Source organism: Umezawaea sp. (genome assembly GCF_057122925.1).
In genome coordinates, this window is record NZ_DBNGPQ010000093.1 from 14,965 (window position 1) to 28,824 (window position 13,860).

Here is a 13,860-nt window from a genome sequence, read left to right on the forward strand (position 1 = left end):
CGGGCGGCCCCGCACCTTTGCCCGCTACCGCTGCACCCCACGGTGATGCCTGTGTTCGTCGGTTCGCTCGAGTTGGACCTGTTGCTCGGCGACGTCCACTCGTTGAAGGAAAAGCGTTCCGTGGTCCGCCCCGTCGTGGCGGAGCTGCGGCGCAAATTCGAGGTTTCCGCGGCCGAGGCGGGTCATCTCGACCTGCACCGCCGCGCGTTGATCGGGGTGGCGGCCGTTGCCGCGGACGCCGACCATGTCAGGGATCTGCTGGCCTCCTGCGAACGCCTGGTGGCCGGTCGACCCGAAGTCGAACTGCTCTCCGCCAGGCATCGCCTGCTTGGTCCGGAGGACGAGTAAAAGAGGAGAACACCGTGGCCGATCAGGCACGGGCTCGCAAGCTCGCCAAGCGGATCTCGCAGATCGTCGCGTCGGCGATCGAACACGAGGTCAAGGACCCGCGGCTCGCCAGGGTGACCATCACCGACACCAAGGTGACGGGTGACCTGCACGACGCCGTCGTCTACTACACCGTCCTCGGCGAGAAGCTCGACTCCGAGCCGGACTACGCGGGTGCGGCCATGGCGCTGGAGAGCGCCAAGGGCGTGCTGCGGAGCATGGTCGGGGCGCAGACCGGTGTGCGGTTCACGCCCACGCTGGCGTTCATGACGGACACCGTGCCGGACGAGGCGCGGCGGATGGAGGAGCTGCTGGCCAGGGCTCGTCACCGCGACGAGAAGGTCGCCAAGATCGCCATCGGCGCCGAGCCCGCGGGCGAGGCGGACCCGTACAAGGCGCCTCGCGAGGACGCCGACGACGACGAGGACGGCGACGACCCGTCGAAGAGCTGACCGTCCGACGAACGGGCCGATCCCTCCGGGGGTCGGCCCGTTCGTGGTTGGAGTGACCACCTGCACAATTTTCAGCAGCACCGATCCGCTCGGCGGAGTTAACGTGTCGCAGTGCCCCAAGACCTGACCGCCGAGCTGGCCGCGGCCGCCGCCGTGCTCGCGACCGCCACCGACGTCACGCTGCTCGCCCACGTCAACCCCGACGCCGACGCGCTCGGCAGCGCGCTCGCGCTCGGGTTGGCCCTGCACCGCCGCGGCGTCGCGGTCCGCGTCTCCTTCGGGGCACCCGCCGACGTCCCGGAGACCCTGCGGGGGCTGGACGTCGCGGGCCTGCTGGTGCCCGCGGGCGACATCCCCGCCGCGCCGCCCGTGCTGGTGGCGCTGGACGCGGGCAGCGTCGGCAGGCTCGGACCGCTGGGCAACCGCGTGGCCGCCACGATCGAGGCGGGCGGCGAGGTCGTGGTCCTGGACCACCACGTCTCCAACCCCGGCTTCGGCACGGTGAACGTCGTGGACGACCGCGCCGAGGCGACCGCGCTGGTCGTGCTGCGGCTCCTGGACGTCATGGGCGTCGAGGTCGACGAGCCGATCGCCCGCTGCGTCTACGCGGGCCTGGTCACCGACACCCGGTCCTTCCGCCACGCCAGCGCCGCCACCCACCTCGTGGCCGCCCGCCTGATCGACGCGGGCGTGGACGCCGAGGCCGTCGCCCGGCCGCTGATGGACAGCCACCCGTTCGGCTACCTGAACATGCTCGCCTCCGTCCTGAGCCGCGCCACCCTGGACCGGGAGGCGGCGGGCGGTCTCGGCCTGGTGCACGCGGTCGTCACGCTGGAGGACTCCGAGGGGCTGCGCCCGGAGGAGGTGGAGAGCGTCGTGGACCTCATCCGCACCGCCCAGGAGGCGGAGGTCGCGGCCGTGCTGAAGGAGCTCCGCCCGTCCACCTGGTCGGTGTCGCTGCGCTCGGTGAGCGAGGTCGACGTGCGTGAGGTCGCCCAGCTGCTCGGTGGCGGCGGCCACCGCCACGCCGCGGGCTTCACCGCCAAGGGCCCGGCCGAGCAGGTGCTGACCGACCTCGTGGAAGCCCTCGCCCGCTCGTGACCGACGACCGCGTCCCGCCGCGGCGGGTGCTGGGCCTCGCCGTGCCCGCGCTCGGAGTCCTCGCCGCCGAACCCCTCTACGTGCTCGTGGACACCGCGGTGGTGGGCCACCTCGGCGCCCTGCCGCTCGCGGGCCTGGCGCTGGGCGGGGTGCTTCTGTCCCAGGTGGCCGCCCAGCTCACGTTCCTCGCCTACGGCACCACGTCCCGCGCCGCCCGCCTGCACGGCGCCGGTCGCCGCCAGGAGGCCGTCGCGGAGGGTGTCCAGGCCACCTGGCTGGCGCTGGGCGTCGGCGTCCTGCTGATCGGCCTGGGGCAGCTCTTCGCCGCCCCGCTGGCCCGGCTGCTGGCGGGCGACGGCGAGATCGCCTCGGCGGCCGTGAGCTGGATCAGGATCGCCCTCTTCGGCGCCCCGTTCATCCTCGTCACGCTGGCGGGCAACGGCTGGATGCGCGGCGTGCAGGAGACCGCCCGCCCGCTGCGGTACGTGCTGCTCGGCAACGGCCTGTCCGCGGTCCTGTGCCCGCTGCTCGTCTACCCGGCCGGTCTGGGCCTGGAGGGGTCGGCCATCGCGAACGTCGTCGCCCAGGTCGTGTCGGCGTGCCTGTTCTTCCGCGCCCTGTTCGCCGAGGACGTGGCGCTGCGACCGGTCCCGGCCCTCATGCGCGCCCAGCTCGGCCTCGGCCGCGACCTGATCGTCCGCAGCCTCGCCTTCCAGGCCTGCTTCGTGTCCGCCGCCTCGGTGGCCGCCCGCACGTCCATCGCCGCCGTCGGCGCGCACCAGGTCGTCCTCCAGCTGTGGATGTTCCTCGCGCTGGTGCTGGACTCGCTCGCCATCGCCGCCCAGTCCATCGTCGGCGCCGCGCTCGGCGCGGGGGAGCGGGTCAAGGCGCGCCGGTTCGCCTGGCAGATCACCGGTTACGGGCTCGTCTTCGGCATCGGTCTCGGCGTCGTCTTCGCCGCGCTGGCGGGCGTGCTGCCGAAGGTCTTCACCACCGACGCGGGCGTCCTCGCCGAGATCCCGCACGCCTGGTGGTTCTTCGTGGCCCTGCAACCCGTCGCGGGTGTGGTGTTCGCGCTGGACGGCGTCCTGCTCGGCGCGGGCGACGCCGCGTTCCTGCGCACGGCGACGCTGCTGTCGGCGGGGATCGGCTTCCTGCCGATGATCTGGGCGTCGCTCGCGTTCGGCTGGGGCCTGGTGGGGATCTGGACCGGCCTGTCGCTGTTCATGCTGCTGCGCCTGGTCACGCTGGTCGTGCGGACCAGGTCCGAGCACTGGTCGGTGGTGGGCGCCGTCCGATAGGTGGGATGTGTCGGACGGCACGACCCGGAATCGTTACCAGCAGGCAAGTGTTTTCGATGTACTGGGTGAACCCACTACCCGAGGAGCGTGCCTTGCCGGTCGATCGCGCCACGAAGCAAGCGTGGCTGATCTGGACCACCGCCATCGTCGTCTACGTCGCCGCACTGTTCCACCGCACGTCGCTCGGCGTCGCGGGCCTGGAAGCGAGCGAGCGGTTCGGGGTCGGCCCCGCCGCACTGGGCACCTTCACGGTGCTCCAGATCGGGCTCTACGCCCTGATGCAGATCCCCACCGGCCTCCTCGTGGACCGCTTCGGCCCGCGCCGCGTCCTCACCGCCGCCGCCCTCCTGATGGGCACCGGCCAGGTCCTGTTCGCCATCGCGGACTCCTACCCGCTCGGCCTCGCCTCGCGCGCCGTCCTCGGCGTCGGCGACGCCATGACGTGGGTCAGCCTGCTGCGCCTGGCCGCCGCCCACTTCCCGGCCCGGCGCTTCCCGGTGATCGTCTCGATCTCCGCCGCGCTCGGCGGCGCGGGCAACCTCGCGGCCACCGTCCCGCTCACCCTGCTCCTCGGCGGCGCGGGCTGGACGTGGACGTTCCTCGTCGCCGGCCTGGTGACCGCCGCGTACGCCGCGGTGGCGTTCTGGCGGCTGCGCGACGTCCCGGCGGGCGTCGTCGTCCCGGTGCTGCAACCGGAACCGCTCGGCACCGTGCTGCGCAAGGTCGTCCACGCGTGGCGCGTCCCCGGCACCCGCCTCGGCTTCTGGACGCACTTCTCCACGATGTCCACGCCCGCCGTGCTCGGCCTGCTGTGGGGATTCCCGTACCTCGTGGAGGCGCAGGGGATGTCGCGCTCCGCGGCCAGTTCCACCCTCGGCCTGCTCGTCATCGGCGCCATCGCGGCGGGTCCGGTGCTCGGTTCGGTCATCGCCCGCAAGCCGGAACTGCGCATGCCGATCGCGGGCTGGTTCCTCGCGGCGGCGCTGGTCGTCTGGACGGTGCTGCTGGCCTGGCCGGGCGGCGTCGTGCCCGCGCCGGTCGTGCCGGCGGCGTTCCTGGTGCTGTCGCTCGGCGGCCCGATCTCCGGCATCGCGTTCGCGCTCGCCCGCGACTACAACCCGATGCACCGGGTCAGCACGGCCACGGGTGTCGTCAACGTCGGAGGCTTCGCGGCGGTCACCGCGTCCGCGCTCGCCGTCGGTGTGCTGCTCGACCTGTTCGACTGGCTGCCGCCCGCCCAGGCCTACCGGATCGCCTTCCTGGCGCTCGCGGTGGTGCTGGTCGTCGGGGTGTGGCGCACGGCCGTCTGGTGGCGTCGAGCGCGCACGGCGGTCTTCGAGGCGGAGGCCAGGGGCGAGGACGTACCGGTCCAGTTGCGGCGCAGGCGTTGGGACGCCTACACCGCAGCCTAAGATCCTCGCTCGTGTCCGCAACTCCTCGCCAGTCCCGCCCCTCCGTCCCGCCCGGTCTGGTCGTCATCGACAAGCCGGACGGCATGACCTCCCACGACGTGGTCGCGCGCGTCCGCCGGATCCTCGGCACCCGCAAGGTCGGCCACGCGGGCACGCTGGACCCGATGGCCACCGGTGTCCTCGTGCTCGGCATCGAGCGCGCCACCAAGCTCCTCGGCCACCTCGCCCTGGACAGCAAGGCCTACCTGTCCACGATCAGCCTCGGCTCGTCGACCACCACCGACGACGCCGAGGGCGAGGTGCTGTCCACAGTGGACGCCTCGACCGTGTCGGAGGACGCCGTCCGCGCGGGCGTCGCGAAGCTGACCGGCCCGATCCAGCAGGTGCCCAGCGCCGTCAGCGCGGTCAAGGTCGACGGCAAGCGCGCCTACGCCAGGGTCCGCGACGGCGAACAGGTCGACCTGCCCCCGCGCCCGGTCACCGTCCACCGCTTCGACATCCTGTCCATCCGCCGCGAGGGCACCACGACCGAGCTGGACGTCATGGTCGAGTGCTCCTCCGGGACCTACGTCCGGGCGCTGGCCCGCGACCTGGGCGCGGACCTCGGTGTCGGCGGCCACCTCGCGGCGCTCCGCCGCACCCGCGTGGGCCCGTTCGACCTGAGGGTGGCCAGGACGCTGGAGAAGCTGGAGACCGACCCCGGTCTGTCCCTGGACCTGGACTCGGCGGTCGCCACCGCGTTCCCGCGCCGGGAGATCGAACCGGCCGAGGTGGTCGCCCTGTCGCACGGCCAGCGGCTCCCGGCAGGGGGGTTCGACGGCACCTACGGTGTTTTCGGGCCCGACGGCCACGTCGTGGCGCTGGCGAAGGACGAGGGCGGTGTCGCCAGGTCGGTGGTAGTCCTCTCCCCCGCCGGGTAGCTACCGTTGGTCCTCATGGCGAGGTGGGTGTGGCCGACCGCGGCCGGAGTGGTGACGTCGGCGACGGGTGTGCTCGTCAACGTGGCCACGGACCTGATGACGGAACCCTGGGCCTGGGTGGGTGTCGTGGCGCTCACCGGGGTGGGGGTCGGGGTGGCGATGAAGGTCCGGTCGGCGCCCGCCGCCGTCGAGGCCGGGACCGAGTCCGACGGGGTGCGGAACAGCGTGCTCGGGTCGGTCGGGCACGTGGTGCAGGTCGGGACGATCGGTGGGTCGTACGTCGACCGGTCGGTGACCCAGACCGCCACGGCCGGGGATCGGAGCACGATCATCCAGGCTGGGCGGGATGTTCGGTCGGAGTGACGTCCGGGTGTCGGGGGCTTGGTCGTCGTGGGTGCGGTCGATGTGACCCGGGCCCCCTCGATTTGCCCCTTCGTCGGGCCGAAAAGGGCAGGTGGGAAGCCCTGAGCCGACAAATTTCACGGGGCAGATCCCCCAGGGGAAATCGACCGCGCTTGGGTGCTGCCGGAAAGAGCAGGCGTGTTCGAGCAGGTGGGGGCCTAGTTCTAGAGCTTGTCGACCGACTTGTGGTCATGGGCTGGAGGTGGAGCAGCGGTTGACTCTACCTGGCGATTTGAGCCTTGAAACTGGTGATCGGGCAGGTTTTCGAGGCTGCCCCCTGTCCCGGTCAAAGGGGTGAACGAGGGGTCCCCGAGTCATATCGGCCGCACGGCCGACCACCTACGGCGAACCGTCTTCCCACCTCGGCGGCACCCACCCAACCCCACACCCGACCCCCACCCACCTCGCGCCGTACGCTCCCACCCGTGCAACGCTGGCGAGGACTAGATCACCTACCGGGCGGCTGGGGCCGCTGCGTCGTCACCATCGGCGTCTTCGACGGGGTCCACGAGGGGCACCAGGCGCTCATCGCCCGAGCCGTCGAACTCGCGCACCAGCGGGGCGTCCCCAGCGTCCTGATGACCTTCGACCCCCACCCGTCCGAGGTCGTCCGCCCCGGCAGCCACCCCGCGCAGCTCACCACCCTCCGCAGGCGCGCCGAGCTGGTCGAACAGCTCGGCGTGGACGTGTTCTGCGTCCTCCCCTTCACGGTGGAGCTCTCCAGGATGCCCGCCAACGAGTTCGTCCACGAGGTCCTGGTGGACCAGCTCCACGTGGCGGCCGTGGTCGTGGGCGAGAACTTCACGTTCGGGCAGAAGGCCGCTGGCAACGTCGACCTCCTGCGCCACCTCGGCCAGCGGTTCGGTTTCGTCACCGAAGGAGCGGACCTAGTGACAGACACGCAGTCGGGCGACGACGCGGTGACCTTCTCCTCCACCTACATCCGAGCCTGCATCGACGCGGGCGACGTGGCCGCCGCGGCGGCGGCGCTCGGACGGCCCCACCGGCTCGACGGCATCGTGGTGAGGGGTGACGGCAGGGGTCGTGAACTGGGCTTCCCCACCGCCAACCTGTCCATGACCAGGTTCGCCGCCGTGCCGGCCGACGGGGTCTACGCCTGCTGGTTCATCCACTCCGACGGCCGCAAGCTCCCGGCCGCCGTGTCGGTCGGCACGAACCCCACGTTCTCCGGGCGGGAACGGCGCGTGGAGGCGTTCGTGCTCGACGTCCAGGAGGACTTCTACGGCCAGCGCGTGGCGCTCGACTTCGTCAGCAGGGTCCGCGGCCAGTTGACGTTCGACAGCGGTGAGGCGCTCGTGGTGGAGATGCACCGCGACGTGGACAAGGTGGGGGCGCTGCTCGGCCTGGGCGGGGCACAAGCCTGAAAGCGCACTTGCGGCACGGTCAGACCTGGCAAGATGCCCGGCAGGGAATGATGCGGACGCTGGGACGGGGAGAGGCGCGGCAGGTGGAGGACCACAAGATCGTCCAGCGCAACATCGCGTTGCAGCGCGAGTGGTACGGGGAGCCCCTGGGTGACCGGGTGCGCCGGCTGGTGGTCGCCTTCCGCGTGTCGCAGGCCCAGCTCGCCGACGTGCTGGGGATCAGCGCGCCCATGCTCAGCCAGGTCATGTCCGGGCGGCGGGCCAAGATCGGCAACCCGTCCGTGCTGGCCCGGATGATCATGCTCGAACGCAAGGTGCTCACGCCCGACGTGGCGACCGGGGCCCCCGAGGCGCTCCAGCGCGCGCTGGAGGACGTGCGGCTCTCCAAGCCGACCGTGAGCCGCGACTCGCTGCCGGTCAACGGCGTGGACACCGAGGCCGTCGTGCTGTCGAGCCTGCGCCGCATCGCGGACCGCCGCGAGCTGTCGCAGGCGGCCGACGTGCTCGGCGAGGACTTCCCCGCGCTGGCCGAACTGCTCCGGCGAGCCGGCAAGGGTCGCTGAATCGGGTGGACTTGGCGTCACCCTCCGTTCCACGATCACGTCGTGCCGTGCAGCCGCAGTGCGGTCGAGCACGCCGGGCACTCCGGTCGGGTACACGCCTGGTAACCTCGACAGTTGGGTCTGGCTGCGTTCCGTGGCGGCCAGTACCGACTAACCCCATCCGTTTCCCTGGTGGGGCCGCACGGAACCGAACACGCACAAGGAGACCCACCTAGTGGCACTGACCACTGACCAGAAGAAGACCATCCTGACCGAGTACGGCGTCCACGACACGGACACCGGCTCCGCCGAGGCCCAGATCGCGCTGCTGAGCAAGCGCATCAGCGACCTGACCGGGCACCTCAGGACCCACAAGCACGACCACCACTCGCGTCGCGGGCTGCTGCTGCTGGTCGGCCGCCGCCGCCGGCTGCTCAACTACCTCGCGAAGGTGGACATCAACCGCTACCGCTCGCTCATCGGGCGTCTCGGTCTGCGTCGTTGACACGCACCGAGGGGGAGTGGCCGGCTTCGGTCGCTCCCCCTCGGCGTACGACCCGGTTTCGGTGTAGAACCCACTACAGGGCGAGAACCAGGACCGGGTAGATCCAAAGAGGAACCAACAGGGCCAGCACGCCGCGAAACGGGACGACCAGTTCGCCGGTCCTCGGTAGTGGTTCCCTGGACGGGCTGAGCGCCAAGGGGCGCTCGCGTAACGCCAGGGGACTTCGATCGAAGACCGGCCTCGTCCGAACCGCGATCCCGCGCCCGAGCGCGCTGCGGCCAAAAGACGAACGAGGAGTTCACTGCATGACTGAAGTAGAGGTCCACGAGACCGCCGCCGTGATCGACAACGGCAAGTTCGGCACCCGCACCATCCGCTTCGAGACCGGCCGCTTCGCGCGGCAGGCCGCGGGCAGCGTCGTCGCCTACCTGGACGACGAGACGATGCTCATGTCGGCCACGACGGCGTCGAAGCACCCCAAGGAGCACTTCGACTTCTTCCCCCTCACGGTGGACGTCGAGGAGCGCATGTACGCCGCGGGCCGCATCCCCGGCTCGTTCTTCCGCCGCGAAGGTCGCCCGTCGACCGACGCGATCCTGACCTGCCGCCTGATCGACCGGCCGCTGCGTCCGTCCTTCGTGGACGGCCTCCGCAACGAGATCCAGGTCGTCATCACGGTGATGAGCCTGAACCCGCAGGACCTGTACGACGTCGTGGCGATCAACGCCGCGTCCGCGTCGACGCAGCTCGCGGGCCTGCCGTTCTCCGGCCCGATCGGTGGCGTCCGCGTCGCCCTCATCGAGGGCCAGTGGGTCGCGTTCCCGACCTACGAGCAGCTGGAGAAGGCCGTGTTCGACATGGTCGTCGCCGGCCGCGTCGTCGGTGACGACGTCGCGATCATGATGGTCGAGGCCGAGGCCACCGACAACGTGATCGACCTGATCGGCGAGGGCGCGACCGCCCCCACCGAGGAGGTCGTGGCCGCGGGTCTCGAAGCCGCGAAGCCGTTCATCAAGGTCCTCGTCGAGGCACAGGCCGAGCTGGCCCGCGTCGCGGCGAAGGAGACCGGCGTGTTCCCGACGTACCCGGCCTACCAGCCGGACGCGTTCGCCGCCGTCGAGGAGGCCGCGTCCAGCGACCTCGCCGCCGCGCTGACCGTGGCGGGCAAGGCCGACCGCGAGTCGCGCATCGACGAGGTCAAGGCCGCCACGCTGGAGAAGCTCGCGGAGCAGTTCGAGGGCCGCGAGAAGGAGATCGGCGCGGCGTTCCGCTCGCTGAACAAGAAGCTGGTCCGCCAGCGCATCCTGCGCGACAACGTGCGCATCGACGGCCGCGGCCTGACCGACATCCGCTCGCTGGGTGCCGAGGTCGCGCTGATCCCCAGGGCGCACGGTTCGGCGCTGTTCGAGCGCGGCGAGACCCAGATCCTGGGTGTCACCACGCTGAACATGCTCCGCATGGAGCAGCAGATCGACTCCCTGACGCCGGAGACGCACAAGCGCTACCTGCACCACTACAACTTCCCGCCCTACTCGACCGGTGAGACCGGCCGGGTCGGGTCGCCGAAGCGCCGCGAGATCGGCCACGGCGCGCTCGCCGAGCGGGCGTTGATGCCGGTGCTGCCCAAGCGCGACGAGTTCCCCTACGCGATCCGCCAGGTCTCCGAGGCGCTGAGCTCCAACGGCTCCACCTCGATGGGCTCGGTCTGCGCGTCGACCATGTCGCTGCTGAACGCCGGTGTGCCCCTCAAGGCGCCGGTGTCCGGCATCGCGATGGGTCTCGTCTCCGACGAGGTCGACGGTGAGACGCGCTACGTCGCCATCACCGACATCCTCGGCGCCGAGGACGCGTTCGGCGACATGGACTTCAAGGTCGCGGGCACCAAGGAGTTCGTGACCGCGCTCCAGCTCGACACCAAGCTGGACGGCATCCCGTCCGAGGTGCTGCGCAAGGCGCTCGGCCAGGCGCGCGACGCGCGGCTCACCATCCTGGAGGTCATGGCCGAGGCCATCGACGCCCCGGACGAGATGAGCCCGTTCTCGCCGCGCGTGACGTCGGTCAAGATCCCGACGGACAAGATCGGCGAGGTCATCGGCCCGAAGGGCAAGATGATCAACTCGATCACCGAGCAGACCGGTGCCGACATCTCGATCGAGGACGACGGCACGATCTACGTCGGCGCTGCGGACGGCCCCTCGGCCGAAGCGGCGATCGACATGATCAACGCGATCGCCAACCCGCAGCTCCCGAAGGTCGGCGAGCGCTTCCTGGGCACCGTGGTGAAGACCGCGGCGTTCGGCGCGTTCGTCTCCCTGCTGCCGGGTCGTGACGGTCTGGTCCACATCTCCAAGCTCGGTGGCGGCAAGCGCATCGGCAAGGTGGAGGACGTCGTCAAGGTGGGCGACAAGCTCCGCGTGGAGATCGCCGACATCGACCAGCGCGGCAAGATCAGCCTCATCGTGGTCTCCGAGGAGACCGCCGCTCCCGAGGCCGCTCCGGCCGACGGCGCCGACGCCCCCGTGCCCGCGGAGTCCGCGGCGCAGTGACGATCAGCGACATGGCGGCGGCCGCGAGTGCTTCTGGCACTCGCGGCCGTCCGCGTCTGAGTCCGTCGAACCGGGCAACCCCCGGCCACCTCCAGAAGCCGGGGACGACGCGTCAGCTCGAACCGTCGGTGCGCCGGAGCGTGCTGCCGTCGGGCCTGCGCGTGATCACCGAGCAGATCCCCACGGTGCGCTCGGCGTCGGTCGGCCTGTGGGTGCAGGTCGGCTCGCGCGACGAGCGCCCCGAGGTCGCGGGCGCCGCGCACTACCTGGAACACCTGCTGTTCAAGGGAACCGCGAACCGCACGGCGGCGGCCATCGCCGAGGAGATCGACGCGGTCGGGGGTGAGCTCAACGCGTTCACCGCGAAGGAGCACACCTGCTACTACGCCCACGTCATCGACGAGGACCTGCCGCTGGCGATGGACCTCGTGTCCGACGTCGTCTTCGAGGCGCTGTGCGAGGAACGTGACTTCGAGACCGAGCGCGGTGTCGTCCTCGAAGAGATCGCGATGCGCGACGACGACCCGGAGGACCTGCTGCACGACGCGTTCTCCGAGGCCCTGATGGGCGGTCACGTCCTGGGCAAGCCGGTGCTCGGCACCGAGGAGTCCATCGGCGCGATGAGCCGCGACGCGCTGTTCACGTTCTACAAGCGCCGCTACACGCTGCCGAAGATGGTGCTCGCGGTCGCGGGCAACGTCGAGCACAACCAGGTGATGCGCTTGGCGCGCAAGGCGTTGGGCGACCGGCTGCGGCGGGAGAGCAGCCCGGTCGCACCGCGCGCGGGGCGGGCGCGCATCGCGCAGGCGAAGAAGCTGGTGCTGCACACCGACGACACCGAGCAGGCGCACCTGATGCTGGGCGTCCGCGCGCTGGACCGGCACGACGAGCGGCGGTTCGCGCTCAACGTGCTCAACGCGGCGCTCGGCGGCGGCATGAGTTCCCGGCTGTTCCAGGAGGTCCGCGAACGGCGGGGCCTGGCGTACCAGGTGTACTCGTCGATCGGTTCCTACGCGGACACCGGCAGCCTGTCCGTCTACGCGGGCTGCCAGCCGGACCGGCTCGGCGACGTCGCGGGCGTGATCCGCGAGGTGCTGCACCAGGTCGCCGACGAGGGCCTGTCGGACGCGGAGGTGGCCAGGGGCAAGGGCCAGCTGCGCGGCGGGCTCGTGCTCGGCCTGGAGGACACCAGCTCGCGGATGTCCCGCATCGGCAAGGGGGAGCTGAACTACAGCGACTACCTGTCGGTGGACGACACCCTCGCGAGGATCGACCAGGTGACGGCCGCCGACGTGGCCCAGCTGGCGAAGGAACTGCTCCGACGGCCGGTCGCGGCCGCCGTGGTCGGCCCGTTCGACCACGCGGACGACCTGCCCTCCCAGGTACACGAGGTGATCTCTTGACGAAGCGTTCCGAGTCCGACGGGCCGCTGCGCGTCGGCGTGATCGGCGCACTTGGCCGGGTCGGCGCCGAGGTGTGCGCCGCGGTCGAGGTGAGCGGCGACATGGAGCTGGTCGCCAGGATCGACGCGGGCGACGAGCTGTCGACGCTGGTCGACGCCCGTGCCGAGGTGGTCGTCGACTTCACCCACCCCGACGTCGTCATGGACACGCTGCGCTTCTGCGTGGACAACGACGTCCACGCCGTCGTCGGCACCTCCGGGTTCGACGCGGCGCGGCTCCAGACGCTCGCGGAGTGGCTGGAGGGCAAGCCGGAGCTGGGTGTGCTCATCGCCCCGAACTTCGCCATCGGCGCCGTGCTGTCCATGCGGTTCGCCGAGATCGCCGCGAAGTACTACGAGTCGGCCGAGGTGGTCGAGCTGCACCACCCGCGCAAGGCGGACGCCCCGTCGGGCACCGCCGCGCACACGGCCCGGCTCATCACCCAGGCCCGCCAGGCCGCCGGGATGGCCCCGATGCCGGACGCCACGACCCAGGAGGCCGACGGGGCCCGCGGGAACCTCGTGGGGGACGTGCGGGTGCACTCGCTGCGCATCTCCGGCCTGATCGCCCACCAGGAGGTCGTGTTCGGCACCGAGGGCGAGACGCTGACGCTCCGGCACGACTCGCTGGACCGCAAGTCGTTCATGCCCGGCGTCCTGCTGGCCCTGCGGTCGATCCACGACCACCCCGGCCTGGCCGTGGGGCTCGACGAGTACATGGACCTGTGACGACCGCATGAGGACCCGGTCCGTCGCCCTGCTGCTGACCGCCGTGCTGGTGGTCTACTTCGTCCTGCTCGGCGGCAAGGGCGTGCTGCTGATCGGCACCGGCGACCCGGTGGGCGTCGGGCTCGGCATCGGCGTGCTGATCCTGCCGCTCGTCGGCGCGTGGATCGCCTGGACGAACCTGCGGTTCGGCCTGAAGACGGAGAAGATGGCCCGGCAGCTCGCCGACGAGGGCGGGCTGCCGGACACGAGCGCGTTGCCGCGCAGGCCGTCCGGCCGCGTCGACCGGGACGCGGCCGACGCGTGGTTCGAGGAGCGCCGGGTGGAGACCGAGGCCGAGCCGGACGACTGGCGCTCGTGGTTCCGGCTGGCGCAGGCCTACGACCTCGCGGGCGACCGGGGCCGGGCACGCGAAACGATGCGCAAAGCGATCTCGCTCTACGGCTGATCGGGCAACTCGTCTCATGTGGAATTGTCCCGATCGCCCCTTTTCGGAACTCGTCCGGTGGAGCCGGTCGGCTGCGGACAGGTGGGTGCGGTGTCGCCGCACCCCGTCTGACCGGTCACGGAGCGGCTGTGGGTCGTCACACCGCGCCGCGGTCGTCCCGCTGCGATATCGCTCCATCACGCAGAGTGGAAAATCCCGAAAGATCCCGTGTTTGAAAGCCGGATGAATTCTTGTTCATCCGGCCTTCACTCTTTTGCGACTTGGTTTGTCCGGTGGACAGTTCGTATCGTAA

At 71.1% G+C, this 13,860-nt stretch carries 14 protein-coding genes; all 14 read left to right on the forward strand.

Annotated elements, in window-relative coordinates:
* Window positions 1–51 precede the first annotated feature (51 nt).
* Complete coding sequence (locus tag AC156L_RS20820) at window positions 52–348, forward strand: DUF503 domain-containing protein (protein ID WP_330875963.1); 297 nt, start codon at window positions 52–54, stop codon at window positions 346–348.
* Window positions 349–362: 14 nt separating this feature from the next.
* Window positions 363–839 carry a 30S ribosome-binding factor RbfA gene (gene rbfA, locus AC156L_RS20825; protein ID WP_330875937.1) on the forward strand — a complete coding sequence of 159 codons (477 nt, stop codon included), beginning with the start codon at window positions 363–365 and terminating at the stop codon, window positions 837–839.
* Window positions 840–950: 111 nt separating this feature from the next.
* Entirely contained in the window at window positions 951–1,940 is a 990-nt protein-coding gene (locus AC156L_RS20830; RefSeq protein WP_330875936.1) for a DHH family phosphoesterase, read from the forward strand.
* Window positions 1,937–3,241 (forward strand): MATE family efflux transporter, encoded by a 1,305-nt coding sequence (locus AC156L_RS20835; RefSeq protein ID WP_330875935.1) that lies wholly within the window; start codon window positions 1,937–1,939, stop codon window positions 3,239–3,241. Before AC156L_RS20830 ends, AC156L_RS20835 begins: the two co-directional genes overlap by 4 nt.
* 56 nt (window positions 3,242–3,297) lie before the next feature.
* Complete coding sequence (locus tag AC156L_RS20840) at window positions 3,298–4,653, forward strand: MFS transporter (RefSeq protein ID WP_330875934.1); 1,356 nt, start codon at window positions 3,298–3,300, stop codon at window positions 4,651–4,653.
* An 11-nt stretch (window positions 4,654–4,664) separates the two neighbouring features.
* Window positions 4,665–5,573 carry a tRNA pseudouridine(55) synthase TruB gene (gene truB, locus AC156L_RS20845; RefSeq protein WP_330875933.1) on the forward strand — a complete coding sequence of 303 codons (909 nt, stop codon included), beginning with the start codon at window positions 4,665–4,667 and terminating at the stop codon, window positions 5,571–5,573.
* A gap of 15 nt (window positions 5,574–5,588) precedes the next feature.
* On the forward strand, window positions 5,589–5,936 hold the full coding sequence (locus AC156L_RS20850; RefSeq protein WP_330875932.1) for a hypothetical protein: 348 nt from the start codon (window positions 5,589–5,591) through the stop codon (window positions 5,934–5,936).
* A 464-nt stretch (window positions 5,937–6,400) separates the two neighbouring features.
* Window positions 6,401–7,360, forward strand: a complete 960-nt coding sequence (locus tag AC156L_RS20855) for a bifunctional riboflavin kinase/FAD synthetase (protein WP_330875931.1) — start codon at window positions 6,401–6,403, stop codon at window positions 7,358–7,360.
* An 83-nt stretch (window positions 7,361–7,443) separates the two neighbouring features.
* Window positions 7,444–7,923, forward strand: coding sequence for a helix-turn-helix transcriptional regulator (locus tag AC156L_RS20860; protein WP_330875962.1), 480 nt, complete (start codon window positions 7,444–7,446; stop codon window positions 7,921–7,923).
* Window positions 7,924–8,137: 214 nt separating this feature from the next.
* Complete coding sequence (rpsO, locus tag AC156L_RS20865; protein ID WP_106187937.1) at window positions 8,138–8,407, forward strand: 30S ribosomal protein S15; 270 nt, start codon at window positions 8,138–8,140, stop codon at window positions 8,405–8,407.
* A gap of 305 nt (window positions 8,408–8,712) precedes the next feature.
* A complete protein-coding gene (locus AC156L_RS20870; RefSeq protein ID WP_330875930.1) occupies window positions 8,713–10,953 on the forward strand; it encodes a polyribonucleotide nucleotidyltransferase in 2,241 nt (746 codons plus the stop codon).
* Between the two features lie 11 nt (window positions 10,954–10,964).
* Window positions 10,965–12,356: a M16 family metallopeptidase gene (locus AC156L_RS20875; protein WP_330875961.1), complete on the forward strand. Its 1,392-nt coding sequence runs from the start codon at window positions 10,965–10,967 to the stop codon at window positions 12,354–12,356.
* Window positions 12,353–13,123, forward strand: coding sequence for a 4-hydroxy-tetrahydrodipicolinate reductase (gene dapB / locus AC156L_RS20880; RefSeq protein ID WP_330875929.1), 771 nt, complete (start codon window positions 12,353–12,355; stop codon window positions 13,121–13,123). Before AC156L_RS20875 ends, dapB begins: the two co-directional genes overlap by 4 nt.
* Window positions 13,124–13,130: 7 nt before the next feature.
* On the forward strand, window positions 13,131–13,568 hold the full coding sequence (locus tag AC156L_RS20885) for a tetratricopeptide repeat protein (protein WP_330875928.1): 438 nt from the start codon (window positions 13,131–13,133) through the stop codon (window positions 13,566–13,568).
* Window positions 13,569–13,860: the final 292 nt, after the last annotated feature.

Excerpts from the sequence above, each read along its gene's own strand:
- AC156L_RS20840 (WP_330875934.1), top strand. The coding sequence starts at position 3,298 with ATGTACTGGGTGAACCCACTACCCGAGGAGCGTGCCTTGCCGGTCGAT.
- AC156L_RS20850 (WP_330875932.1), top strand. The coding sequence starts at position 5,589 with ATGGCGAGGTGGGTGTGGCCGACCGCGGCCGGAGTGGTGACGTCGGCG.
- AC156L_RS20870 (WP_330875930.1), top strand. The coding sequence starts at position 8,713 with ATGACTGAAGTAGAGGTCCACGAGACCGCCGCCGTGATCGACAACGGC.
- AC156L_RS20875 (WP_330875961.1), top strand. The coding sequence starts at position 10,965 with ATGGCGGCGGCCGCGAGTGCTTCTGGCACTCGCGGCCGTCCGCGTCTG.
- AC156L_RS20885 (WP_330875928.1), top strand. The coding sequence starts at position 13,131 with ATGAGGACCCGGTCCGTCGCCCTGCTGCTGACCGCCGTGCTGGTGGTC.